Here is a 25,984-nt window from a genome sequence, read left to right on the forward strand (position 1 = left end):
AAAGTGCTTCACTCCTGAGGGGTGAGGCACTTTTTTCTGTGGTACAGACCATAAAGCGGCCGATCGTTTTACGCCGATTTTAGCAGACAAAACATGATTGTATAATCCTCAGTCATCTAGTAGTCTATAGGTGGGCTTTCAGAATACTTACATATATGTAGAAAAGGGGAAATTGCATGACAAGAACAGAACGAATCACGCCCAAGGGCCTGTTGTGCCTATTGCTGGCGCTGCTTCTCATGGGCTCTGCCATGATGGTTGGCCCGGTATCTGCGAAAGCGGCAGATACCAATTCCGATTCCGACGTACATATTACTTTACTCGGCACCTCGGATATTCACGGGCGGTTCATGCCTTGGAATTACGCTCTGGACGGTTCCGATCCAAGCGGCAGCCTGACGCAGTTATTTACCATTATCAAAGACGTGCGCAAGGAAAATCCAAATACGATTCTGCTCGATGCCGGTGACATGATCCAGGACAATTCCGCCGAGTTGTTCAACGATCAGCCCCAGTCACCGATGATGGTAGCCATGAATGAAATGAACTACGATGCCTGGGTCATGGGCAATCACGAGTTTAATTTCGGCCTGGATGTGCTGGACAAGGTTTCGTCCCAATTCAAAGGGAAGCTCTTGGCCGGCAACATCTACAAGGAAAACGGCGAAAGGTATATGCCTGCCTACACGATCATCGAAAAAGCAGGAGTAAAAGTGGGGATTATCGGGATGGATACCCCGATGATTGTGGATTTTGAGAAAGGCACCGATCACCTGGACGGACTGGTCGTGACCAATCCGGTCGAAGAGACGAAAAAAGTCATTAAGGAACTGGAAGGCAAAGTCGATGTGATGATCGGCCTGATGCACATGGGGCTGGATAATGAAAACAACATCCCCAACACAGGTGTGACCGATGTAGCTAACGCCAATCCGGAATTGGCCGCTATTTTTGCCGGACACATGCATACGCTGGTTCCGTCAGAGACCGTTAACGGTGTCCTGATCACCGAACCGAATAAATACGGGACCCATATCTCCCGGATCGACCTTACCTTTGCCAAAGAAGACGGCAAGATGGTCCTCAAGGATAAAAAGGCGGCAGCGCTGCCGGTCAAAGGAGCAGATGGCATCTTTACCGTATCCGATCCAGGCTTGGAAGCGACCTTGCAGCCGTTCCACGAATTTGCCCGGGCGGATGCCAATACCGTCATCGCCGAACTAAAAGGCAGGGACCTTGTGCCAAAGGATGAGATCAGAGGGATCCCGGCTGTACAAATTCAGGAGACGCCCCTATCCGACTTCTTCCACGAGGTCATGCTCTATTACAGCAAGGCTGATGTCGTCGCCCATCAGATTGACAACGACAAAGCGCGGCTTGACGTAGGACCGATCAAGAAGAAGGACATCGCCTACAACTATCAGTTTACCTTCGGCGAGATCACGGTTTACGAAGTGACGGGCAAAGACCTGAAGGACTACATGGAGTGGGCTGTCGGCTATTTCAACTCTACCCGGCCGGGAGATGTAACCGTCAGCTTCGATCCCAAGCGGCGGGCCTCCAAATACAGCACCAATGACTTCTTCGGCGGGGTAAAATACGAGATTGACCTCAGCAAACCGTATGGCAGCCGCATTACTAACTTGCGCCGGATGGATGACACCCCGATCAAGATGGACGATGTGCTCAAACTGGGGATGAACGCATACCGGATGGATGCCTTGCGGGCAAAAGGCGGAGCTTTGGAAGGCCGGGAGTTTAAACAGCTCTGGTCGTCCAAGGATGCCAGCGTTTACGGTGAAATAGGCGGAACGATTCGCAACCGCGCCATCGCCTACCTGCAGGAAGTGAAGAACGGCGTATACGAACCCGTCGTTCAAGACAACTGGAAAATTATCGGCGTAGATACCGCGGCTCCAGAGCGGGCAGATGTGGTCGAGCTGGTCAATGCGGGAGTTCTTGACGTTCCTTCCACGGAGGATGGCAAGTACACGAACATCGCTTCCATCAACATCAAGGATCCGGTATCAAAAGAAGAAATCGCCGAGCTCTCGCAAAAAGCGAAGGTAAGTCAGGACTTGTTTGCCGGGGTTGCGACGAAAGGCGAATTTTATCACAAGCTGAACCAGGCCAGAAAGGGCGAGGGGTTTGTCCCTCCCAAACAGACAGCTCCAATCAGCACCGGGGAAGTGACGGACGAGCCGAAAGCCAATGCCGCCCCGGCAGAAGAGCCGAAGCAGCAGCAGCCCAAACCGCAAGCTTCTGCTCCTGCGGTGCAGCAGCCGGCACAGGCAGCTGCGGGGAAAACCGCTGAGGTTACAGCCTACTTCCTGAACGTGCGTATGGCGCCTTCGCCGGAGGCGAAAATCTACACGGCGGTGCCCAAGGGAACCGTTCTCCAAGTTTTGGGTATGGATAAAGGCTGGGTGAAAATTTCCTTTGAAGGAAAAACAGCTTACGTCGACGGCGCGTACGTGAAGCTGTCCCAATAAAACTAAGAAGCAGTCCGGCTGAGATAGCCGGACTGCTTCGTCTGTTATTCGTTTACCCAACCGCGGGCTTTCATCGCCTCGGCGAGACGCTTTAGGGAGATCATGTAAGCGGCTGTGCGGAAGTCGCACTTGTACTCTTGCGCGAGCGAACGCACTGCCCAGTAGGACTGCACCATGACGTCGCACAGCTTCTGATTTACTTCGGCTTCGCTCCAGTAGTAGTTCATCAGGTTTTGTACCCATTCAAAGTAGGATACGGTAACGCCGCCGGCATTGGCGAGAATGTCCGGGATGACGAGTACGCCATTCTGGTGCAGGATTTTATCCGCTTCCGGAGTCGTTGGGCCGTTGGCTGCTTCCGCTACGATCCGGGCTTTTACCTTGTGAGCGTTTTTCCGGGTAATCACATTTTCAAGCGCAGCCGGGATGAGGATGTCTACATCCAGCTCGAGAAGTTCTTCCGGACGCTGCAGGTGATAGCGAGAGTCGTAGCTCAGGATGCCGGTGGTGTCCTTCAGCTTTTTCACGGTGTCCAGCTCCAAGCCGTCCGGATTGTACAGTCCGCCCGTGGAATCGCTCACTGCTACAATCTTGCAGCCCTCTGCAGCCAGCAGGTCAGCGGCGATTCGTCCGGCGTTGCCGAACCCCTGAATCGCTACGGTCGCGTTTTGCAGGCTCTTGCCGGCGTCTTTGATCGCTTCCATGATGGTAAATACGCATCCGCGCGCTGTCGCTTCATTGCGTCCTTTGGATCCGCCGACGATCAGCGGCTTGCCGGTGATGACGCCAGGGTTAAAGGAACCCTTGATCCGGCTGAAGGTATCCATCATCCAACCCATGATTTGCGGATTGGTGTATACGTCCGGTGCAGGGATATCTTTATCCGGTCCGACGATGTCTGCGATCGCCTCCATGAAACCGCGGCTGATCCGTTCGATTTCACCTTTGCTCAAGGTATGGGGGTCGCAAATAACGCCGCCTTTTCCGCCGCCGTAGGGCAGACTCACGACGCCGCATTTGAACGTCATCCACATGGACAGCGCCTTGACTTCGTCGAGCGTCACGTCAGGATGGAAGCGAATGCCGCCTTTGGTCGGTCCGATTGCGTCGTTGTGCTGAGAGCGGAAGCCCTCGAATACCCGAACGGTTCCGTCGTCCATTTTTACTGGAAAAGAGACGCAAAGTACTCGTTTCGGCTTTTTCAGAATTTCCACTATATCGCGTTTCAGCCCAAGGATTGCAGCCGCATTTTCAATTTGTGATTGAACAATTTCATACGGATTTAGAATTTCAACATCGCTTGCTTGCAGTTCTTGTACAGTCGCCATTGTTCTCTCCCGCCTTCTCTGCTTTTTTTCGATCAGATATATCTGTGAATGGATGGTAGGTTGTACTTTTTTTCACATTTATCGATGGAACCATACCTGTATTTTACGGTTCCAGAATTGATCGAAACAATATAGAATTTAGATAACAATGATGCCGGAATGAGATGAATGAAAAGAAGGGGTGAATGAGGTGGAATTGAGGCAAATTCAGTACTTCATTGAAGTAGCGGAGCGGGAGCATGTGACAGAGGCCTCCCATGTGCTGCATGTCGCACAATCGGCTGTGAGCCGGCAGATTTTTAATCTGGAGGCAGAACTTGGCGTGACGCTGTTCATCCGCGAAGGGCGCAATGTCAGGCTGACACCGGTCGGGAAAGTCTTTTTGGAGCATATGAAACAAGCGATGCAGGTGATCGAAAAGGCGAAGCTGGAAATCGAGGAATTTCTCGACCCGCAGCGAGGCACGATTCGCGTCGGCTTTCCCAGCAGCCTGGCGGCGTATACACTGCCGACGGTTATCTCTGCTTTTCGCGAAAAATATCCGCATGTGAAGTTTCAACTCTGCCAAGGATCTTACCGCAGTCTGATCGACTCGGTGATCAAAGGAGGAATTGACCTGGCACTGCTCGGACCGGTGCCCAAGCAGGAGAAGCAAATCAAAGGGGAAACCCTCTTTTTGGAAAATATTGTTGCGCTGCTGCCGACCAATCATCCGCTGGCAGGCCAGTCCACCTTGCAGTTGAGCCAGCTGCGGGAAGATTCATTCGTGCTGTTTCCGGAAGGATTTATTCTTCGGGAAATCGTGGTCAACGCCTGCCGTCAGCTTGGATTCCAACCCAAGGTATCCTTCGAAGGGGATGATATCGATGCGATCAAGGGGTTGGTCGCGGCCGGGCTCGGCATAACACTGCTTCCCGAAATCACCTTGTACGACAGCATACCGCGAACAACGGTAAAGATCCCTGTGACCGAGCCCGCCGTCACCCGCACGGTAGGCGTTATCATCCCCAGCGACCGCGAGCTGCCGCCTACTGAGAAGCTGTTCTACGAATTCCTCAAAGAGTTTTTCGCCGTTTTGAGCGGATTTGAAAGCTGAAGAAGGTAAATGCCAAAAAACCTGCCGCTTGTGTGGGTGGCAGGCAAAGCCCGTTAGCAAAGCAGGTTCTCAATTTGCCGGGTACAGCCGTTTGCGCACGGACTGGTCATGCAACAGCTCCGCTAAATGAAGCTGGATGCTTCTCGTTTGCGAGGTCGAAAATGCCGGGTGGGCAAGGTTGGTCGTCTCCCAGGGGTCCTTGGTCAGATTGTACATCTCGTATTCATCGGGAACTTGCAGCTCCCTGGCATTCTGCGTACGGGATCTAGGGTTGGGGTAGTAGCGGGAGTACTTCCAATATTCTTTACAGCCGTCAACGTTTCGTGCGGTTATGACAGTTTCGAGTGCGTTGGGCTGGACGACTGACTTGTACGGGTTCCCCAGGAGCCCTACTTGGTGCTGGCCGTTGGTCACGTCGTCCTCCGTCATAAAATAGACCGGATCATCCCAGGCGTCCGCTGGTCCGCCTTCGCCGCGGAGCAGAGCAGACAGGTCGCGGCCGACAAAGGGGCGCACTTCGCTGAAGCTTTGCCGCAAGGTTTCCCGCAGCTTTTCTGCATCAGCTCCAATCAGTCCCAGGAGGGTGGGCAGGATATCTACGTGGCTGGTTGCCGTGTTGATCTTCCGGTGTTTGTCAAACAGGCGGGGATTGTGAAAAACCAGCGGAACGCGGAGGGCCTCTTCGTAGGCGCAGTACCATTTTTGGTGCAAATCGCCGTGGGCGCCGAGCAGTTCTCCGTGGTCCGACGTGAAGACGACAATCGTGTCTTGATAGAACGAAGATTGCTGCAGAGCCTGAAAAACTTTTCCCATTTCCCTGTCGACATTCTTTTGCAGCTGGTAGTAGAGCCTCCGATAAAAAGCGTTGCGAAATATCGGCTGAAGGGCTTGGGGGTACGTTTTTCTATAGCTGGCCTGGCAGCGCGGCTTGGTCAGCAGGGTTTCGTTGATGGTGGGGGGTGCGGGCACAGGGGGGATGGTGTCGTCGACGGAGAAGGCAAACAAGGGATAGCTGGCAGAAATGGCCCCGTATAAGGCGATATCGTGAGGGTTGACGAAAGAAGCGACGATGAGCCAGGGCTGATACTGATCAGAAGATTTACTCTCTTGAGCCAGCTTTGAGATCAGTTCGACCAGCTCGGCAGCGTAGAATTCATCACGCCCCCGTACGCCGATCGCCGCTGATGAGCCGGAATTGTGCGGATCCTGGCCATGCGGCTCCGGACCGACCCAGCCGGTAAAGCCGAAGGCATCCAAGCGGTCAGCATGCAGGTACAGCTCTGTCTTTGCCGGATCGGGTACGCCGGTGTGGGGATGATAGCTGGGGATGGGAGTGCGGGTCCCGGGAATGATGATATCCTCGTCAGATATATGCCACTTCCCTTTGTAAAAGGTCCTGTACCCGGCGGCGCGAAAGTAATCGCCCATGGTCGGCACTGTGTTTCGGTCCAGCCAGAACATGTCGCTGTCAAAAGGCTCCTTTGCCGCGCCGCTGGTCTGGGTGACGCCGTGAAGCGACGGATACTGACCGGTGAAGAGGGTGGCCCTGCTGGGAGAACAGGCTGTTGCCCCGACATAGTGGCGCGAGAATTCGACGCCTTGTGATGACAGACGGCTCTGGGTGAGCAGATTCTGTTTGCGCCAGGCTCTCAGCTCGGCAGTTTCATAGATTGGGGGATATCGTTGTTGGTCGACGATGAAAAGGAGAATATTCATCAAAGCCTCCTGTAAAGGAATTCAACCCGGGAGCATCTTGCCGAGCGGTCCGTTTTCGTCCAAAATATCCTGCAGATCGTAAACAGAAATCGGGAACATCGGGAAACCGTAGTAATAAGGCGTAATTTCGTAAAGCTCGAAGTATACGACCAACGCTTTGTCGGCGATATAAAAATCCTGATCCGGCCGAATCCCCTTGAAATCGGCCAAAAGCGGAATATTTCGCTGCCTGATTTGTACCCGAATCAGATCGGACAGCCTTCGCACGTAATCGCTGCCGGGTTTAAACAAGTCCTGCAGCCGGTAGATCCTTCCCGTTTGGATATCTGCGGTGATCGATTTTAGAATCGTCAGCCCGTGAGCGTGGTACTGCATGTACGTATAGTTGCCGAGCGTCAGACTGAGGATGCCGCGCTCGTTGGTTTTGATCTCATAATAACCGGTCATTTGCGTACCGGCGGGATTCTGATAAAAGCCTTGTTGTGCGATGAGTGCCTGTACTTGTTGATAAATGGCTTGGTTGATGCTCTCTTCCGCATTTGCGTTCTGCAGTCCTGTGACCATCGGGTAATGGATGGTCACATTTGGAAGAATAATCGAAACGGTTTGGATTTGAACCGGCAGTTGAGTCGAATCCACTGTGCCCATTCCTTTCGTCCGCTGTTCGTATGTACTGCAGCCTATTCAAGGAATGGTATCGGTGTCAGCCTATTTTATCGGTAAGCGCCCGGGGCATCTCTTGTTTGCACCGCCGTACTACAGATGCAGCAGCAGCTTTGCCATGGTAAAGTAGATGATCAATCCCGTTCCATCTACAAGCGTTGTGATAAAAGGTCCCGATACGACGGCAGGGTCTACTCTCAACTTATGCAAGATCATCGGCAAAATAGCAGCGACCATGGATGCCCAGATGACGATAAACAAGGCTGTGATCGCAACGACTGCCCCGATGTGCAGGTCGACCCCGAGCAGAGCGGCGCGCAGCAGGGCAATGACACCCATCGATACGCCGAGCAGCACACCTGTGGATACCTCTTTGCCGATTACTTTATAGATATCCTTAAATCTTACTTCGCCGACAGCTAAAGCCCGGACTAAGGTAGTAACCGTTTGAGATCCCGTATTTCCGCCGGTGCCGATGAGCAGCGGGATAAAGAAAGACAGGGCGATCTGCTCGGACAAGGTATCTTCGTAATGTCGCAAAATGGTGCCGGTATAAGCTTCGGCGATGAATAAAATTAACAGCCAGCCAATCCTTTTTTTAAAGAGACCCCAAACCGAATTCTTAAAGTAAGGCTCCATCAAAGGCTGGCTCCCGCCCATCTTCTGGAAATCCTCGGTTGCTTCTTCATGGATGACGTCAATCAAATCGTCAACGGTAATAATCCCAATCATTCTGTTTTCCCGCGTCACGACGGGGATGGCGACCAGATCGTAATTGGACAGGATGGAGGCGACCTCTTGCTGATCCATGTCAACAGGAACGGAGATTACGTCGTCCGTGACGATGTCCGCCAATTTGGTGCCGGGGGGCGCCAAAATGATTTCTTTCAAGGAGACAACTCCGACGAGTTCACCGTGGGCCCCGATGACATAGACGTAGGAGACAATTTCTGCCTCATGTCCCACTTTCCGGACGTGATGCAAAGTCTGGTCAACCGTCCAGGTGATTCGCGAGCCGATGTAGTTGACCGTAGCCAGGCTGCCCGCCGTATCAGGAGGGAATGTCATCAGAGTACTGATTTTTTTCCGGTAGTCGTCAGGCAAAAAGTCCATCAGTTTATTAGCCTGGTGGGGATGAACCGCCAAGAGCATGTCCACGACGGCATCACTTGACATTTTATTCAACAAGGAAGCCGCACGCTGATCATCTGTTCGAGCCAGTATCTTGTATTGCAGCTCAGGATCAAGGTACTCGAGGATCTCGGCGCCGAGCGGAAGGGGGATCAGGGACATACATTGCATTTGGTCATCATATTCAAGATTTTTTATGATTTCGGCCAAGTCGTATGGCTGTAAATGGGATATGTGTTCGTACAATAATTCTATGTTTTGTTGAGCTAACATGCTTTTCCACTCATCCAGGACTTTCTCGTCAGACATGATTACCCTCCTCGCGATCTTGCTCTCCCTACAGGCCATTATTTCATATAATTTGACATGATGGGCCATTTCATGACAAAACAGTTGAAAACCAGTTTCGTGATCGGCATCGGGACTGGATTTTTTTTCGCAAAAATGATTTAATAATTTAATGATTTATCGATTTAATACGATAAAGAAAATAGCGAATGACAGGGTAGGGAAAGAGGGGAATATCAGGTGAAGAAGAGAGGCTTTACACTTGCAATAAGCATACTGCTGCCATTTTTGCTGCTGGCCGGCTGTGCTTCCAACAGTGCGGCGCCGGCGGACAAGCAGACGGAAGGAACGCCGGCAGCGAGCGGACAGCAGGCAGGTCAGGCATCGGACGTACTGACGCTGAAAATGGGCCTGCAGCCTTGGCTGGGCAACGGTCCGTGGTGGATCGCCGAAAAGAAAGGCATGTTTGAGAAGCACGGTCTGAAGGTTGAACTGGTCTCGTTCGTGCAGGATGCTGACATGAACGCGGCATTTATATCCGATAACGTTCAGGCGGCCAACCTGGCTACCCATACGACGATCCGCATGGTCGCCAAGAACAACCTGGACGTAAAGGGTATCATCTACATGGACGAGTCGCAGGATGCGGACGCGATCCTCGCTTCCAAGGATATAGCCGGTGTGGAACAGTTGAAGGGAAAAAAGGTGGCGTTTGAGGAAGGCACGACTTCCGATTTGCTGCTGCAGCAGGCGTTAAAAGAAAAAGGCATGAAGAAGCAGGATGCAGAGACGGTCTTTATGCCGGCAGCCAACGCGGGACTGTCTTTGATCCCTGGGCAAGTGGATGCGGCTGTCACCTACGCTCCGTTCATCCACGAGGTGCTGGACAAGGGCAAAGACAAGGGCCTGCACGTGATTTACTCCGGGAAAAATGCGCCTGGGCTGATCAGCGACATCGTCGTCTTGAAGTCGGAATACCTCAGCCAGCACCCGGATGCCAAGGAAAAACTGCGCCAGGTATGGGACGAGGCGCTGGAGTACTGGAAAGCCAACGAGCAGGAGGGCAATGAGATCGTGGCTGCCGGCAGCGGCAGCAAGCCGGACGAGCTGCCGCCGATCCTGGAGGGGCTGAAATTCTACTCGACGAAAGAAACTGCCGACTTGGCCGCATCGGGCAAACTGGCGGAAACGGTGAAAAATATCCACGGCCTGATGGTGGAGAGTGAAGGCTTGAAAGCGGATATCGATTTGGATCATATGCTCGACATGCAATAATGCGAGACAGATAGGGGCTGTAATATGACACGCAACACGTGGTATTCCTTCCTGGGTGTCTTTCTGGTGCTCTTGGCCTGGGTGGTAGTCACCTACGGAAAGATCATCGACCCGCTGTTTTTGCCATCTCCCGGCGACGTCTTGAGAGCGGCCAGTCAGGAGATCCGTGAAGGAATCCTGTTCTCCGATATTGGCGTCAGCTTTTACCGCATCCTGATGGGGTTCTTGATCTCAACGGCGCTGGCATTGCCGATCGGCGTGATGATGGGTACGTCCAAAGCCTGGCAGTCGTTTTGGGAACCGCTGGTGGGGCTGGTGCGGTATATGCCGGCGGTGGCGTTTGTCCCGCTGTCGATCCTCTGGTTCGGCACCACCGACGGGCAAAAGTTTTTTATCTTGTTTTTGGGTGTGTTTTTCCAGGAGGTCATCATGATCGCCGACAACTGCAAGACGGTCAACCGTTCCCTTGTCGAGGTCGGCATGACTCTGGGCTTCTCGCGGCTGGAGATCGTCCGGGAGATCATCCTCAAAGCGGCGATGCCGGGCATCATGGACACCTTTCGCACGACCTGGGGATGGGCCTGGACGTACCTGGTCGTCGCAGAATTGGTCGCTGCTTCAGAGGGGCTGGGCTTTCGCATCATGCAGGCACAGCGCTATCTGGAGACGGATCGGATCATCCTCGGAATCCTGGTGATCGGAATCCTGGGTCTGGTGACCGATCTCTTGTTCAAACTATTGTACACCCGCCTGTTCCCGTGGAAAGAATCAGAGCGCATCAAGGGATAGATCGGGGAGGAGGTTCGCCTTGAAAGAGGTTAGACTGGCAGCAGAAAAGGTGAGCAAGCGGTTCGTCAGCAATAAACAGGAAATCACGGCGCTCGCCGAGGTAAGCCTGACGATCGGCAAGCAGGAATTCGTTTCTCTTTTGGGGCCGTCGGGGTGCGGCAAATCGACGTTCTTGCGGCTGGTAGCCGGACTGGATGACTACCATGAAGGGCAGCTCGTCCTGGATGGCAAACCCATCACCCATGCGGGGCGGGATCGCGGCGTCGTTTTTCAGCAGTACAGCTTGCTTCCGTGGTTTCACGCCTGGGAAAATGTCGCCTTTGCCTTGAAAAAGGACCAGACGATCAGCAAGGCGGAAAAAAAGGAGCTGGCTTTTCACTTTTTAAAGCTGGTAGGGCTCGAAGGCTTCGAAAATCACTATCCGTCGCAGATGTCCGGAGGAATGCAGCAGCGGGTGGCGATTGCCCGGGCGCTGGTGTACAAGCCCAGCCTGTTGCTCATGGACGAGCCGTTTGGCGCCTTGGACGCACAGACCCGCAGGGAAATGCAGGACCTGCTGCTGACCGTCTGGGAAGAGGAAAAATGCAGCGTCCTGTTCGTCACGCATGACGTGGATGAGGCCATTTACCTGTCTGACCGCGTCTACGTCATGTCCGCCAGGCCGGGGAGGATCGCCAAAGAGATCCAGGTGACGCTGGAACGCCCCCGCACCTACGACATGCAGTTGACCCCTGAGTTCATCAGCTACAAGCGGGAGATCGTGTTGGAGCTGCAGGGAGCCAAAGCGGGCAAATAGCTGCCGTCAAGGCGGAGAGATGCCTGCTGCAGCTATACCGATACGAAGAAAGAGTGCTTGCGGGCACTCTTTCTATTTTTCCAAAAATTGGGTTGGTGAAGTTCCGGTGTATTTCTTGAAGACCTGGCTGAAGTATTTGTAATCCTGAAACCCTACATAATCGGCGACCTCGTAGATTAACATATCGCCTTTCCGCAGCAATTCAACGGCTTTGATGATCCGGTACCTGTTCAGGAAATCATTGAAGGTGTAGTTGGTTTCTTCTTTAAATTTGGCGTTGAGATATACGGTTGAGACTTGATAATGATCGCTGACATCCTGCAGGGAAATCTTCTTGTGGAAATTGTTTTTGATGTACTCGAGCATGTGCATCACGTATTTCGTTTTGTTATCCCGGTACAGATAATGTTGAATGTCCAACAGTTCGTGATAGACATTCAGGTCGTGAAAGGACTGTTCATAGGATTTCAGTCTTCTTTTTTCCTCGATTTTTGCCGTGATCTGCATGATCGCCTCATGCAATTCCGCAAAATCGATCGGTTTTAACAGATACTCATTGACCCCCAGCGAGATCGCTTGTTTGGCATATTCAAATTCACTGTACCCGGAGATGATGATCGCTTCGTAATCGTACTCGGGTTTGCTTTCTTCCAGCATTTGAATCCCGTCTTTAAACGGCATGCGAATATCTGTCATCACGATATCAGGCTGCAATCGTCTGATTTTTTCCAGTCCGTCGACGCCATCGACTGCCCGCTCAACCACCATGCAGTTGTACTTCAGCCAATCCACCTTGTAAACAAGGCCTTTTCTGATAATATCCTCGTCTTCGACTATCAGGACTTTGTACATGTCACCTATCCCCTATGATCGGAATCCTCATGACGACCTTCGTGCCAAGGCCGGATTTGCTATAGATCGAAAGCCCGTAATCCGCCCCGTATAAAAGCTGAATCACCCGGTGGGAATTATTCAAGCCGATCTGCTCCGGAGTCAGATCCTTGTCTGCCAGGATACTCCTTACGTATGCCAGCCTGTCCTCTTCGATGCCCGGCCCGTCATCTTCTACGGTGATCTCAATTGTGTTTTCAACCTTCCTGGCGGTGATCTGGATCGACAGGTGTCTGGTGTTTTCGATGCAGTGCTTGATGCTGTTTTCGATGATGGGCTGGATGAGCAATTTCGGTATCTTGCAGTCTAGCAGGGTGTCGTCTATTTGAATGCTGTAGTCGAGCCTTTCATTGTATCTCATTTTCTGCAGCGCCAGGTAATCCTTGATGTACTTGATATCCGTCTTAAGCGGCACTTCCACGTTTCCGTAATGAATGTTGTACCTCATCAAGTTGGCAAACGATACGACGATGTTGGAGGCGTTGTTGGCATCAAATAAAATCTCATAGCGCAGCATTTCCAAGACGTTGAAGACAAAATGGGGATTGAACTGGTTTTCGAGGTGTTTAATCTCCATTTGCCGCTTTTTTTCCGCCACTTCGGCATTGTGTTTCATCAGTGACTCTATCTTTGCCACCATGTTGTTGAACTCATCGTAGATCGTCTGAAATTCATCAAATGTCTTGGACTCAATCCTGTACTCCACATTGCCTTCCTTAAATTGATTGACCGCAGAGATGAGCGAGTCAAAGGACTGCAGATTTCTCTTCATCAGCTTTGGCGTCACGAAAAAAATCAGCAGGACAATGACGATGCTGATGCCGAGCAAAAAGGCGATCCCCATGATGAGCAGCTGCCGGTAATTGTTGACCGAGGTCATGGAAATGACGTGCAGCTGGTTGGATTTGAAGGCTTGGGAAGTCATGTAATACAGGTTCCCGTTGAAAACGGCGGTATGCTTCGTAACGGCGTCCAGGCTGATTTTCCCCATGGAGTTGACAAGCAGCGGATTGGAAGCGTAGATCACATTGTCAAACGCATCTGTAATCGCGACGATATCGACATCGCTGCTGCGAAGATACTTCTCCAGGTCATAGAGGAAAAACAGGAGGTAGCCGTTTACCCTCCCTTGCTCCGTTATGGCTTTCGCAAAGAAATACGGTGATTTTTGCGGGTCATCGAAAGGGATTCGGTTCATGCCGCTTTGCATCTCCGGCGTTCCCGCAAGCTTTGTCAATACATCTTTTAGGTGATAGCTTTCAGACAAAATGGTTTGATTATTCTGGTAGAGATTGGTTGCCACAATCGTGCCGTCCTTATCCAGCAGCGCGAAATACGATCGTATCTTATGCGTGTTGCTAAACGAGTACAAGAGTTGATTGGCCTTCAGTATCTGCCTTCTGTCGTGAAACGAAGATTGGATCGGGTCCTCCTGCACCAAGCTTTGGAGGTCTTGTTCATACAGCTGAAGCTCATCTTCCAGGAATCTGCCGAGCCCGCTGTTGAACGAGAGATTCGTCTGAACGATCGTTTCCCGGAAAGTAAAAAAGACGGACAAGATAAACAGCACAAAAACCAGCAACACAAAGGCTACCGTATACGTAATAAACGTTTTTCTGATGTAATCTTTAAACGTATTTGATTTTTTCATTGTCTGAACACCTATCAGTCATGTCTCATGATAAAACGGTGAGGTCTGCAAAGAGACCTCACACATTCACGTCTTTCTTCCCTGTCAGCTTAAAGAACAGGAACAGTGAGAGAACCGACGTCAGCGTCAAAATCGTGGAATAAGCCGAAGCATTCCCGAAGTTGCCGCGAATAACCTCCGTATAGACAGAGACTGTCAACGTCTGCGTCTTGTTCGTATACAGGATGATAGACGAACTCAATTCGCTGATCACCGTAATCCAGCTCATGATGGCCCCGGCGATGACACCAGGCATCATCATCGGGATGATCACTTTCCGAAATGCTTTCGTCTCCGACGCGCCAAGGCTGATGGCCGCCTCTTCAATGCTGGGGCTGATTTGGCCGATGATCGCCGTACTGGAACGAATCGTATACGGCAGTCTTCTGATCGCAAAGGACATGATCATAATCAACATTGTACCACTTAGCAAGAGCGGTTTTTGGCTAAAGGCAAATAAAAAGGAGATACCCAGTACCGATCCCGGAATGATAAACGGGAACATGGAGATCGTATCCAGCGTCGATGTCAGAGCATTTTTCTTTCTTACCGTCAGATAGGCAATCATGATCCCGAACACGACAATGATGATAATCGCCGCAATTCCCAACAGGTAGGTGTTCAGAATGACGGAGCTGTTTTTATCAAAGAAAATGTTTTTGTAGCTTTCCAGAGAAAATCCGCCGGTAAACACCTGGCCGCCCTTCGTTTTTAAGAACGAAGTGAAGATTACGACACATTGGGGCAGGATGGCCAGCAAGACTGTTACGTACACAAAGGCGTGAGACAGGATGTTTTTGAATCCGCCGATCTCTTCCGCCACCATCGGCTTTAAGGCAGACATGGAGTAAGAGTAACGCCTTGCCAACAGCCGCTGGACGATGAACAACAGGATCGTGATCAGGATCGTGATTAAGCAAAGAGCCGCAGCGAATCCATCGTCTCCGCCAACCTCACTCATAAACTGCGTGTAGATCAACACCGGTATCGTCCGAAAGCCTTCGCCGATCAACATCGGTGTCCCGAAGTCGGCGATGACACGCATAAATACCAACAAGGCACTGGCCAAAACGGTAGGCATGATCAATGGGATAATGATTTTAAACAGCCGTTGAATACTGGAATATCCCAGGCTCTCCGCTGCTTCGTTCAAGGAGTTGTCCAGATTTTTCAGCGCTCCGCAGATATAGATGTAGATGAGCGGGAAAGACTGCAAGGTCAATACCAAGACGATGCCGGGGAATCCGTAAATGCCGTTTAATTTGACATGGAACAGGTCGTTGATGAATTTGGTTAAGACACCGCTTCGGCCGAGCAGCTGGATCCAGGCGTAGGCGCCGATAAAAGGGGGCGAAAGATACGAGATGATAATGAGGATCTCGATGATTCTGCTGCCCTTGATTTTCACTTTTCGCATCAGGTAGGCGATCGGCAGCCCGATCGCGACGGAAAGAACGGTGGTGACGATCGTTACCTGGAAACTGTTGATCAGCGTGACCCAATAGAATTTTCGCTCAAAAAATTTGCCGAGGTAACGAAGCGTAAGTTCTCCGGTATGCGGGTCAATGATGCTTTTTTTCAATACCAGGATGAGCGGAAAGAGAATGAATATCAGAAAAACGGCCAGGATGATCAGCGCGGATACATTCCAGATGCTGAATTTACGCTTCATGCTTGTAACCATTCTCGCCACCTGCTTTGATTAAACTGGTTTGTGTATCGGCGTCAAAGACGTTGATTTTGTTCGGTTTGACGCGAAGGTGAATTTCTGTTCCATTCGGAATGATCCCGGCTATGTCGGAATCCTGCACGACCTCGACGGTTTCCCCATTTGCCAGTTCTGCGAAGTAGTGTGTATGCAGCCCGAGGAACATGCTGCTTTTTACAACGGCCCGGATTGCTTCTTGATCGGAGCAGACGATAAATTCCTGGGGTCTTACCGATGCCAGCACTTTTGCTCCGTTTCCGACTGTATCAGCCAGATTGCTCATCTTTTCTTTGTAGCCGTTGCCAAAGTTGATCCATGTTTCGCCGCCCGCAATCTCTGCTGTTGCTTCGATGATATTGGAGGTGCCGATAAACTTGGATACGAATACATTGGCGGGACGCTCGTAGATTTCTTTCGGGGTTCCGATCTGCTGGATGATTCCGCCGTTCATGACGGCGATTCTGTCGGAGATAGCCAAGGCCTCCTCCTGATCGTGTGTAACGTATACGGTGGTGATGCCAACCTGCTGCTGAATGCTTTTGATGGCATTCCGCATCTCTACCCGCAGTTTGGCGTCCAAATTGGACAGCGGTTCGTCCATGAGCAAAACCTGCGGATGGATGACGATTGCCCTGGCCAATGCCACGCGCTGCTGCTGTCCGCCGGAAAGCTTGTCTGGCATTCTGTCCTTGTAATCCTCGATTTTCACGACGCGCAGGATGTCCTCGATGCGGCTTTCGATTTCGCTTTTAGACAATTTCTGCTGTTTCAGCCCGAAGGCGACGTTGTCCTTCACGGACAGATGCGGGAAGATCGCGTAGTTTTGAAAGACCATGCCCATGTTTCTTTTGCTGACAGGAATGTTGTTGATGACCTGGTTATCGACTTTGATGACGCCTTCTTCGATAGAGTTGAAGCCGATGATCATCCGCAGCAAGGTGGTTTTGCCGCATCCGGAAGGCCCCAGCAGCGTGAACAATTCTCCCGGTTTGATGTCGAGAGAGAGTCCGTTTACGATGGTTTTGTCGCCGTAGCGCTTTACTACATTTTCGATGTGAATGGAAACACTCAATGTCAGTTCCTCCTTGACGCTCGCGGGAAATAAACAAGATGAGGCAGCTTATAAATAACGGGATTTATGTTATAAGCTGCCTTTCTATTTTAAAAGCTTTTATTTGTCCATCGATTTTTCCAGCAGATCGGTAAATTTGGCTGTGATTTTCTCCTTGTTTTCAGATACCCAGCCCTCGTCGTAATTTTTGGCTAACTGAATCTGTTCAGTCGGCACCATGTAGGAGGCCAGGTTTGCTCCTTCTCTCAGCGGTCTGACGGTAAGTTCGCCGCCCACCAGGTTTTGCACTTTCTCGGAGAGCATGTAATCGACGAACTTCTTGGCATTCTCCAGGTTTTTGGCGCCTTTGATGATCTGGACGGATTCACCCGGGAAGATGGCCCCTTCTTTCGGGAATACCACTTCTACGGGCGCTCCGTTTTTGATGTAGTTGACGACGGGATCTTCCCAGGTCAAGCCTACCGGATACTCCCCGTCGGCGACGCTTTTGTGAAGCTGGCCGGAGCTGCCGAACATCTTGCCGTCAAGGTTGGCGATGAATTTCTCGACAAAGTCCCAAGCTTCCGGGGACATCGGGTCGCCATTGCCCATCGCATACAGCATGGCGGCCAGTGACTGGAAGGCGGAACTGGAGCTGGCCGGATCGCCGAAGGCAATTTTGCCCTTCAGTTCGGGATTCAGCAGATCGGCAAAGCCTTCTACTTTGATGTCTCCAATGAGGTTCTTATTGACGATAAACACCGTCGGATCGGCAAAAGCGGGTGAAAAATACCCGGTTTTATTTCTGAATTGCTCCATCATATGGCTGTCTTCCGGTGAAACGTATTGCTCAAACAAGTCTGTTTTGCTCTTCAGCATCGTCTCGTCTGCCGCCCACAGAATATCCCCCATCGGGTTTCCTTTTTCGGACTCGACGCGTTTCAATAACTCTCCGGTACCGGCGACGATCACTTCCACTTTAATGCCCGTATCATTTTCAAAATTAGGGATGACAGCGTTGTTCAGGCTTTCGCTGCGAGCCGTGTAGACTGTCAGGACATTGGCACCGCCTTTGCCTGTCTCTTTCTCAGAAGCCGACTCTCCCTGTGAACAGCCGGCAAAGATCATGCTTGAGGCGAGTGCTGCCGTTAACAGCATTGCGAGCGTTTTCATTTTTTTCATCTCCGATTGACCTCCAAAGATATTTGTGCTGCTTCGAGAAATAATTATAAGGTTCCCGATCTTTTCGGAATATCCAAAAAAACAAAAGAAATATGTGAAAAAACAAACTAAAAAACAACCTTGGCCCGGTAATGCCTGGCGAAGGTTGTTTGCTCAGTTCTTTTTATTCAAGCGCCTTTTTTGCCGAGATCCCCAGTTTTTTCAACAATTGCAGCGCCTCTGCTTTTTCCGCCTCGTCAAGTCCTTCCACCGCTCGCGCAATCGCCTGAATATGCTGAGGAAATATCTCGTCCATCAGTTGATTCCCTTTTTCCGTAATGGTAGCGTACGTGATCCGGCGGTCTTTTTCACAAGGTTCACGGGTGAGGTATCCTTTTTCTTCTAGTTTATCTACAACATAGGTAATGCTACCGCTGGCCAGCAAGATTTTTTCGCCGATCTGTTGAAGCGCATGGGGACCTTTGTGGTACAGCAGCTCCAGTACGGCAAACTCCGTCGGATTTAAGGAGTAGCGGCGAATGTCCCGGATGGCGTGTTCCATGACAGATCTGTAGGCCCGGGACAGCACCAGAAACAACTCCAGGGATAGATTTTTTTCCATGTCTGGCACCCCAATCTGCGAATATCTCGAATTCGTATGATTTTATTCAAACCGGACCGTTTTGTCAAATCCCGACTTGCGCGAAAATTCCATATTCACAGATGAACTTTTTACGAAAAACCCCTATGATAATAGGAAACCAGCTGGATGCACGGCACGGACAGCCTGGACAAGCGTTTGCAGCAAGAAGCAAAGGGGTTGGTTTGATGACAAGGTTGCAGTATATAACCGGGATCGCCCAGGATATAGCGGAAGCGATCAAGGCCGCGTTTCAAATGGACGTGGAGATCGTGGATCGGAACATTGTACGCATCGCCGCGACCGGCTCGGCGAGTGAAAAGATCGGGGTGAAAATGGACTACGGAACGGTTAGCAGACATGTTGTCAGCTCGCAGGAGCCGGTTGTCGTCCATTCCGCCGGATCTCATCACATATGCCGCACCTGCTCGGGATTTGGCCGGTGCGCCTATGCGGGGGGAATTATTTTTCCGATTCAATACGAGGGAGAGAGTATCGGAACGATTAACCTGGTGGCTTACGATGAAGAGAAGCTGGCGGAAATAGAGAAAAACCAGCATGGGCTGATCGACTTTCTCGACAAGATGTCCGAACTGATGATTACAAAAATACGGGAACAGGAGTTGTACAATGCCCAACTGCAGATCAATAAAACGCTGCAAACGGTGATCAATACCATCCCGCGAGGCATTATCTTTTGCGACGACAAGGGATGCGTCAAGGAGACCAATCGATTGGCCCAGAAAATGTTGGGCCTCGAAGGGAAATCGTTGGCAAGAAACACCTCGCTGCCGGAGATTTTTCCCGAACTGACGCTCGAACAGATCACATCCGGGGAGGAGCTGGCCAATGTTGAACTGACCTGCCAAAAGGGGAGGGAGGCGCAAAGGTTCCTGGCGGATCTGACCCCGATCGTCGATCAGCATATCGTTACCGGAGCGGTTGTGTCCTTGTACGATTACGAAAATATGAAGCAGCTGGCCTTTGAGTTCACCAACAGCAACCGGAAGATTACGTTTGCGGACATTATTTGCGAGACGCCGGTGATGAAGAACATCAAGAGCAAGGCAGCGCATTTTGCCAGGAGCAGCTCCACCATTTTGATCACCGGAGAGAGCGGCACAGGCAAGGAAATGTTTGCCCGCGCGATTCACGAGGCCAGTCCCAGGGCCGATCAACCCTTTATTTCGATAAACTGTGGCGCCATTCCGGAGACGTTGATCGAGAGTGAATTGTTCGGCTACGAAAAGGGCTCTTTTACCGGTGCCAACGCTAAAGGAAAGCCGGGAAAATTTGAATTGGCCAACCACGGAACGATTTTTTTGGACGAGGTAGGGACGATGCCGCTCTATTTGCAGGTGAAGCTGTTGCGGGTGATACAGTCCAGAGAGATTGACAAGATCGGCGGTGCCCAGTCGATCCCGATCGATGTCAGGATCATCGCCGCTACCAACAGCGACCTGGAAGAGATGGTGAAAAAGGGCACTTTTCGGCATGACCTGTATTACCGGCTAAATGTCATTCCCATCCACCTGCCGCCGATCCGGGCAAGAGTGGACGATATCCTCCCGCTGAGCCGTTACTTTATCACCAGGTATGCCGGGCTGCTCGGAAGAAACGTCAACGATATTTCTGAAGAAGCCCTGCAGGTATTGAAGGCGTACAAATGGCCCGGGAACATCCGCGAGTTGGAGAATGTCATCGAATATGCCATCAATCTTTCACTTCCGACGGAGGACAGCTTGCATGTGAAGCATTTGCCGCCACACCTGCTGGATTGCGTCAGCTCTGCTCAGGACGAACTTCTGGCGACGGGCAGCATCCGGCCTGGCAACATGCCGCTCGGCAAGGAGGAGTACGAAAAACAAACCCTGCTTACCCTTTTGCGTGAATGGGGAGGAAGCACCTCCGCCAAACAAAGAATTGCCGAAGTGATGGGAATCAGTATGGCTACCCTATACCGAAAATTACATTTTTATCAAATTGATAAAAAACATTTCTCAAAATGAGATTTTTCTCTTTTTGAGATTTTTTTCTTTTTGGAGAAAAGCCGTAAACCGCCTCTCGAAGACTTGGCATCAAATATGCAATAAATAGCGGCAGGAGAAGGGAGATGAAAACCTGCTGATTCACGTAGAGGAGGGAGAATTACTGTGGAATTCACACCATGGACCATTTTCGTTGACCTGGGTCTTATCTCATTGCTTTTTCTGGTCGGCTCGCTTTTGCGGGCAAAAGTCAAGCTGATTCAAGAGTTGTTTTTGCCGGCTGGGTTGCTGGCCGGTTTGATCGCCTTGGCGCTTGGCCCCAACGGGCTGGGGTGGCTGCCGTTTTCCAGCCAGATCGGTACGTACCCCGGGATTTTGATCGCTGTGGTGTTCGCCGCCTTGCCGTTTAGTTCGGAGAAAACTCCCTTTTCCTCTGTGACAAAACGTGTAGGCAGCATGTGGGCCTATTCGCAGATGGTCATGATCATGCAGTGGGGGTCGGGATTGCTGTTTGCCTTGCTCCTGTTAAACAACCTTTGGGGCGATCTGCATACCGGTTTCGGCCTTATGCTGGCCAGCGGATTTGCCGGCGGCCATGGAACGGCAGCGGCGATCGGACAGGCTTTTGCCGAGCACGGCTGGGAAGATGCGGCTTCCCTGGCGATGACTTCGGCAACTGTAGGCATAATCAGCGCGATTGTTGGAGGTCTGATTCTGATCAAATGGGGTGCGAAAAAAGGGCATACCGGCTTTATCAGCAATTTTGATCAACTGCCGAAGGAGTTGAAAACGGGATTGGTGCCGCTAGAGATGAGAAAGTCTGTCGGAGCCGGGACGGTCTCCTCTATTTCGATCGATCCGCTGATGTTCCATGCTTCGCTGGTCGGCTTGGCGGCGATGTGCGGCTACTATCTCAGCAAGGCAGCCTCCGCGTACTTTCCGAAATTAAACCTGCCGGCGTTTTGTCTGGCCTTTCTGGTAGCCTTGCTGCTAAGCAAGCTGATGCAAGGTTTCGGTGCGGACGAGTATGTGGACCAGAAGACGATGAATCGCATCAGCGGGACATGCACCGATCTGTTGGTAGCGTTTGGCGTCGCTTCGATCAAGCTGCCGGTTGTGGTCAAGTACGCATTGCCGCTCGCCCTGCTGTTCGTCTTCGGCGTTGTATTTTGCCTGTTTTTCTTTATCTGGATGGCGCCAAGATTTTTCCGCCAGTACTGGTTTGAGCGGGGGATTTTCACCTGGGGCTGGGCGACAGGGACGACTGCGATGGGGATTGCGCTGCTTCGTATCGTCGACCCCGATCTGGAGAGCAAGACGCTGGATGATTTTGCACTCGCTTACATTCCGATGGCTCCGGTGGAGATCGCGATCGTGACGTTTGCTCCGCTGCTGATCGTGAACGGACAGCACTGGCTGTTTACCGCTGTGACCATGCTTGCCGGACTGATTATTTTTGGCATCTTCAGGGGGAAACAGAAAGACCAGAAGCTGCAAACGCAAAACATGTAAATAAGGGAAGAGAGGGAAATCAAAATGACAAGCAGCAAAATCGAATTTTTGTATTTGAATGAACAGGATATGATCAAAGCTGGCGTATTGGATATGGGAAAATGTGTGAAAACGATGGAAGAGGTGTTCTACTTACTCAGCCAAGGAGACTGCCTGATGGGCGGGCCGCTGGAAAACGAGCACGGCATGATGCTGTGGTTTCCGGAGGAGCGGCGCGGTCCGAGAATGCCGGTGGCCGGTCCGGACAGGCGCTTTATGTCGATGATCGCTTATGTTGGCGGCGATTTTCACGTCTGCGGAGACAAGTGGTACGGGTCGAATATCGAAAATGTGAAGCGCGGCCTTCCCCGCTCTATCCTCAACCTGACGTTGAATGACCCGGACACGGGCCAGCCGCTGGCGTACATGTCGGCCAACCTGGTCAGCGCCATGCGGACAGGAGCGGTTCCGGGGGTGGCAGCCAAGTACCTGGCCAGACAAAACACCGAGACAGCCGGCATTTTAGGCGCGGGTGTGATCAGCAAGGCCTGCCTGAAAGCAATCGCTAAGACACAGCCGCAACTGCGGGAAATCAGAGTGTACGATCTGATTATGGAGAAATCACAAGCCTTTGCCCGGCAGATGTCCGAGGAACTGGGCTTGCATGTAGTCGCGGTGGACAGCCTGGAGGCAGCAATTGCCGATTCTGACCTGATCAGCATCGCCACCTCCGGCCATGCCAAGGTGAACATCAAAACTGAGTGGCTGAAACCGGGTACGGTGGTGATGCTGACCGGCACGGCCCAGCTTGCGGATGAGTGTTACCTGAACAATACGGTTGTGGCGGACAACTGGAAGATGCATCAAGCCTGGTTGAGTGAGGCGGCCGAACACCCGAAGGGAATTGACAGCATTACCGAATGGGCGCCTACTGGACAGCTGCTGAAACTGATTCATGAGGGACGGGGAAAACACGAATCGGTCATCAACTTGGGCGACGTCGTCACGGGGAAACGAAGTGCGCGAAAATCAGATGATGACATCATTCTGTTCGTTACCGGGGGAATGCCTGTCTACGATGTGAGTTGGGGGTATAAGGTGTACAAAGAAGCGCTGGCCCAAGGGATCGGGCAGAAGCTGCTGCTGTGGGAGCAGCCTCACTGGGCATAATTTGCATGAAACGGAACGAGCCTCGCTACTGTAAGCGGGGCTCGTATCCCGAATCGGAAACGGCATTTTTTATCCACCAATTGCCGACAGATGTGACATTTGTGACTGATGAGGAAGGAAAAGCGGTTGAACTCGTTTTGGAAGGTCTGCTCATTCCGGCACTGCTTTTGGAGGAAGGCGAAAAAAGAGCATTACGAGTTGGATAGGCATCTAGACGCCGAACAAATTTCCCGGTGGGAGCTATTTGTTCGGCGTTGTTCTGTTAATCCGGATCAGGAGAGTTGACATCCACCAGAGAATCGTTTATTATTATCTCGAATTCGAGATAATGTATATTTACAGCAGGAGCAAAGCAGAGCGAATATTTTTTTGCAGTAATATCTCGATTTCGAGATAATTTCGACGGCTGACAGTATAAGATTTCATTGTCTTTTAGAGACTATCCGGAGAAAGCAAAGAGGTGATGGGATGAACATTGCAGTGCATCCACGGGCGGAGCAGGGCATCGGAGCCTTCGATGGCGGGAAAATTACCGAGCAAAAACCGATCGGTTTTTCCGGCGAGGGCTCTTCGGTAAAGCGTATCGGTCCGTTGTTTTACTGGGCGTGGGCAAAGGCCAAGGAAGAGGGGTATATCGATTCGCACCCGCATCAAGCCTTTGAAATCTTGACATATGTGATCAACGGGCAGGCCCATCACGGCGATTCGCTGGGAACGAAAAGCGTAGTCGGGGCCGGCGGCGTTCAATTGATCCAGGCCGGCTCCGGCGTGTATCACAACGAACGGCTGGTGGGACCCGATTGCGAGCTGTTCCAAATCTGGTTTGAGCCTCCTGTTCGCGAAGCGCTGCGGCGCGATCCGGCATACGGACAGTATGAACATGAAGAGTTTCCCGTTGTAGAAAAAGACGGGGTACTGGTCAAAACAGTCATCGGCGAAGGGGCTCCGCTGCAATTGGTGGCCGATGCGCGGATGTGGGATATCCGGCTGGCTCCCGGAGCTGTCTATGAGCGAACCATCGAAAAAAACCGGACAGTATCTGGACTTGCCATACGGGGAAGCGGTACCTGCTCCTGGGAAACCGGCAGGACTGTGGATTTTCAGCAGACGGATTATATCGTGATCCAGGCGGATGCGAGCGAGTCGCTTGCGATCAAGGCGACGGCCGATGAACCGCTGTGGCTGACAATTGTGGAAGTGCCGACGGAGGTAGACTATCCGCTGTACCCGAAACGGTAAAAACACTTAGAAAGAGGAGAGATGATGATTCAAGTATATCCTGCGGCATCGCGGTTCACGGCAGACCACGGGTGGCTGAAGAGCAACTTCAGTTTTTCCTTTGCCGAGTATTACGATCCGGCCAATCTCAGCTTTGGGCCGCTCCGCGTACTCAACGACGATATCGTCCAGCCGTCTGAAGGCTTTGGGGCCCATCCCCACCGGGAGATGGAGATCGTCTCGATTGTGCTCAGGGGCCACCTTCAACATCAGGACAGCGCCGGGCATACGGCCACGACCACCTTCGGGGGGATTCAGCGCATGACCGCCGGCACAGGGGTGGTTCATTCGGAGATGAATCCGTCGCCAACAGAAGAAGTCAACTTCCTGCAGCTGTGGTTCCTGCCTGATACGCCGGGATTGCCGCCATCCTACCAGCAAGTCCATTTTCCAGTGGACCAGTTGGAAAATCGGCTGCTGCCGGTCGTCTCGAAAAAACAGGCCGCAGATCAGGTGGCCTTTATCAATCAAGACCTGACGATCTACTTGTCCGATCTAAAAGCAGGGAAAGAGATTCGCTTTACCCAGGAGGAAGGGCGCAGAATTTTTCTGTTCGTCATCGAAGGGGCGCTGTCGATCAACGGGGATGCGACGCTGAACAAGCGGGATTCCGCCCGGATTACGGACACGTCTGCCCTGCAGCTCAAAGCTGACCAAAATGCGCTTTTTATGTTAATTGATTTACCATAAAAAGGAATTTAAAAAATGGGAGGTATAAACATGAGTGTAAAAGTAGCGATTATTTACTACAGTTCGACAGGTACCAACTATAAAATGGCCCAGATGGCAGCAGAGGGCGCCAAAGCAGCAGGTGCGGAGGTAAAAGTCCTCAAGGTGCCGGAGCTCGCGCCAGAAGCTGCGATTGCGTCCAACCCGGCTTGGAAAGCACATGTTGAAGAGACCAAGGACGTGCCGACAGTCACACCAGGCGATCTGGAATGGGCAGACGCGTTCATTTTCAGCTCCCCCTCCCGGTTCGGCACCGTTGCCGCCCAGATGAAACAGTTTCTGGATACGACCGGGGGACTCTGGGCACAGGGAAAACTGGCCAATAAGGTGGTCAGCGCCATGTCTTCGGCAGGCAACGCACACGGCGGACAAGAGCAAACGATCCTTTCCATCTATACCTCCATGTACCATTGGGGAGCGATCGTCGCGGCGCCTGGATATACCGATCCGGTCACCTTTGCGGCAGGCGGCAATCCATATGGTACGAGCGTCACTGTAGATCAAAACGGCAATATGGTGGAAGATGTCGCCGCCGCCGTAAAGCACCAGGCGAAGCGTACCGTTCAAGTAGCAGACTGGGTGAAAAAGGGACTTCAATAAAGCAGGTACATCA

The 25,984-nt window shown here is 51.7% G+C and carries 22 protein-coding genes; 12 read left to right on the plus strand and 10 right to left on the minus strand.

From position 1 onward, the window contains the following. Nucleotides 1–176: 176 nt before the first annotated feature. Nucleotides 177–2,492 (plus strand): 5'-nucleotidase C-terminal domain-containing protein, encoded by a 2,316-nt coding sequence (locus tag ACI7RC_RS03050; protein ID WP_408106758.1) that lies wholly within the window; start codon nt 177–179, stop codon nt 2,490–2,492. 44 nt (nt 2,493–2,536) lie between these two features. Here the strand turns inward: ACI7RC_RS03050 and ACI7RC_RS03055 are convergent, their stop codons facing one another. After that, nucleotides 2,537–3,820: a Glu/Leu/Phe/Val family dehydrogenase gene (locus ACI7RC_RS03055; protein WP_408106759.1), complete on the minus strand. Its 1,284-nt coding sequence runs from the start codon at nt 3,818–3,820 to the stop codon at nt 2,537–2,539. Nucleotides 3,821–4,010: 190 nt separating this feature from the next. Here ACI7RC_RS03055 and gltC point away from each other — a divergent pair, with 190 nt between their 5' ends. Then, complete coding sequence (gltC, locus tag ACI7RC_RS03060) at nt 4,011–4,916, plus strand: glutamate biosynthesis transcriptional regulator GltC (RefSeq protein ID WP_408106760.1); 906 nt, start codon at nt 4,011–4,013, stop codon at nt 4,914–4,916. 69 nt (nt 4,917–4,985) lie between these two features. Here the strand turns inward: gltC and ACI7RC_RS03065 are convergent, their stop codons facing one another. From ACI7RC_RS03065 to mgtE, 3 genes are all read right to left on the minus strand, one after another. Continuing rightward, a complete protein-coding gene (locus tag ACI7RC_RS03065; RefSeq protein ID WP_408106761.1) occupies nt 4,986–6,632 on the minus strand; it encodes a sulfatase family protein in 1,647 nt (548 codons plus the stop codon). Between the two features lie 21 nt (nt 6,633–6,653). After that, a complete protein-coding gene (locus ACI7RC_RS03070; RefSeq protein ID WP_408106762.1) occupies nt 6,654–7,271 on the minus strand; it encodes a DUF3298 and DUF4163 domain-containing protein in 618 nt (205 codons plus the stop codon). A 117-nt stretch (nt 7,272–7,388) separates the two neighbouring features. Beyond that, on the minus strand, nt 7,389–8,735 hold the full coding sequence (mgtE, locus tag ACI7RC_RS03075; protein ID WP_408106763.1) for a magnesium transporter: 1,347 nt from the start codon (nt 8,733–8,735) through the stop codon (nt 7,389–7,391). Between the two features lie 219 nt (nt 8,736–8,954). Here mgtE and ACI7RC_RS03080 point away from each other — a divergent pair, with 219 nt between their 5' ends. The 3 genes from ACI7RC_RS03080 to ACI7RC_RS03090 are packed head-to-tail and all read left to right on the plus strand — an operon-like array spanning nt 8,955 to nt 11,574. Continuing rightward, the gene (locus ACI7RC_RS03080) at nt 8,955–9,989 is read left to right on the plus strand and encodes an ABC transporter substrate-binding protein (RefSeq protein WP_408106764.1); all 1,035 of its coding nucleotides are present in this window, start codon (nt 8,955–8,957) and stop codon (nt 9,987–9,989) included. A 24-nt stretch (nt 9,990–10,013) separates the two neighbouring features. After that, nucleotides 10,014–10,778, plus strand: coding sequence for an ABC transporter permease (locus ACI7RC_RS03085; RefSeq protein ID WP_408106765.1), 765 nt, complete (start codon nt 10,014–10,016; stop codon nt 10,776–10,778). Nucleotides 10,779–10,797: 19 nt separating this feature from the next. Then, entirely contained in the window at nt 10,798–11,574 is a 777-nt protein-coding gene (locus tag ACI7RC_RS03090; RefSeq protein WP_408106766.1) for an ABC transporter ATP-binding protein, read from the plus strand. Nucleotides 11,575–11,646: 72 nt separating this feature from the next. Here the strand turns inward: ACI7RC_RS03090 and ACI7RC_RS03095 are convergent, their stop codons facing one another. The 6 genes from ACI7RC_RS03095 to ACI7RC_RS03120 all read right to left on the minus strand — a co-directional run bounded on the left by ACI7RC_RS03095 (nt 11,647) and on the right by ACI7RC_RS03120 (nt 18,697). Further along, nucleotides 11,647–12,426, minus strand: a complete 780-nt coding sequence (locus ACI7RC_RS03095; protein ID WP_408106767.1) for a response regulator transcription factor — start codon at nt 12,424–12,426, stop codon at nt 11,647–11,649. Nucleotide 12,427: 1 nt separating this feature from the next. After that, complete coding sequence (locus ACI7RC_RS03100; protein ID WP_408106768.1) at nt 12,428–14,116, minus strand: sensor histidine kinase; 1,689 nt, start codon at nt 14,114–14,116, stop codon at nt 12,428–12,430. A 58-nt stretch (nt 14,117–14,174) separates the two neighbouring features. Further along, complete coding sequence (locus ACI7RC_RS03105; RefSeq protein ID WP_408106769.1) at nt 14,175–15,839, minus strand: ABC transporter permease; 1,665 nt, start codon at nt 15,837–15,839, stop codon at nt 14,175–14,177. Then, nucleotides 15,817–16,935: an ABC transporter ATP-binding protein gene (locus tag ACI7RC_RS03110; RefSeq protein WP_408106770.1), complete on the minus strand. Its 1,119-nt coding sequence runs from the start codon at nt 16,933–16,935 to the stop codon at nt 15,817–15,819. The genes ACI7RC_RS03105 and ACI7RC_RS03110 overlap by 23 nt, the downstream gene beginning before the upstream one ends. Nucleotides 16,936–17,034: 99 nt before the next feature. Beyond that, complete coding sequence (locus ACI7RC_RS03115; RefSeq protein ID WP_408106771.1) at nt 17,035–18,096, minus strand: extracellular solute-binding protein; 1,062 nt, start codon at nt 18,094–18,096, stop codon at nt 17,035–17,037. 163 nt (nt 18,097–18,259) lie between these two features. After that, nucleotides 18,260–18,697: a MarR family winged helix-turn-helix transcriptional regulator gene (locus ACI7RC_RS03120; RefSeq protein WP_408106772.1), complete on the minus strand. Its 438-nt coding sequence runs from the start codon at nt 18,695–18,697 to the stop codon at nt 18,260–18,262. Nucleotides 18,698–18,903: 206 nt separating this feature from the next. Here ACI7RC_RS03120 and ACI7RC_RS03125 point away from each other — a divergent pair, with 206 nt between their 5' ends. The 7 genes from ACI7RC_RS03125 (at nt 18,904) to wrbA (ending at nt 25,971) form a co-directional block, all read left to right on the plus strand. Beyond that, nucleotides 18,904–20,724, plus strand: coding sequence for a sigma-54 interaction domain-containing protein (locus ACI7RC_RS03125; protein WP_408106773.1), 1,821 nt, complete (start codon nt 18,904–18,906; stop codon nt 20,722–20,724). 144 nt (nt 20,725–20,868) lie between these two features. Next, on the plus strand, nt 20,869–22,215 hold the full coding sequence (locus ACI7RC_RS03130) for a sodium/glutamate symporter (RefSeq protein WP_408106774.1): 1,347 nt from the start codon (nt 20,869–20,871) through the stop codon (nt 22,213–22,215). Between the two features lie 24 nt (nt 22,216–22,239). After that, nucleotides 22,240–23,364 carry a tyramine oxidase subunit B gene (locus ACI7RC_RS03135; protein ID WP_408106775.1) on the plus strand — a complete coding sequence of 375 codons (1,125 nt, stop codon included), beginning with the start codon at nt 22,240–22,242 and terminating at the stop codon, nt 23,362–23,364. A 5-nt stretch (nt 23,365–23,369) separates the two neighbouring features. Further along, the gene (locus tag ACI7RC_RS03140; RefSeq protein WP_408106776.1) at nt 23,370–23,570 is read left to right on the plus strand and encodes a hypothetical protein; all 201 of its coding nucleotides are present in this window, start codon (nt 23,370–23,372) and stop codon (nt 23,568–23,570) included. Between the two features lie 262 nt (nt 23,571–23,832). After that, nucleotides 23,833–24,603 (plus strand): pirin family protein, encoded by a 771-nt coding sequence (locus ACI7RC_RS03145; protein WP_408106777.1) that lies wholly within the window; start codon nt 23,833–23,835, stop codon nt 24,601–24,603. Nucleotides 24,604–24,627: 24 nt separating this feature from the next. Further along, entirely contained in the window at nt 24,628–25,332 is a 705-nt protein-coding gene (locus tag ACI7RC_RS03150) for a pirin family protein (protein ID WP_408106778.1), read from the plus strand. 30 nt (nt 25,333–25,362) lie between these two features. Continuing rightward, a complete protein-coding gene (gene wrbA, locus ACI7RC_RS03155; protein ID WP_408106779.1) occupies nt 25,363–25,971 on the plus strand; it encodes an NAD(P)H:quinone oxidoreductase in 609 nt (202 codons plus the stop codon). Nucleotides 25,972–25,984: the final 13 nt, after the last annotated feature.

The organism is Brevibacillus sp. B_LB10_24 (assembly GCF_046036945.1).
GTDB lineage: Bacteria > Bacillota > Bacilli > Brevibacillales > Brevibacillaceae > Brevibacillus_C.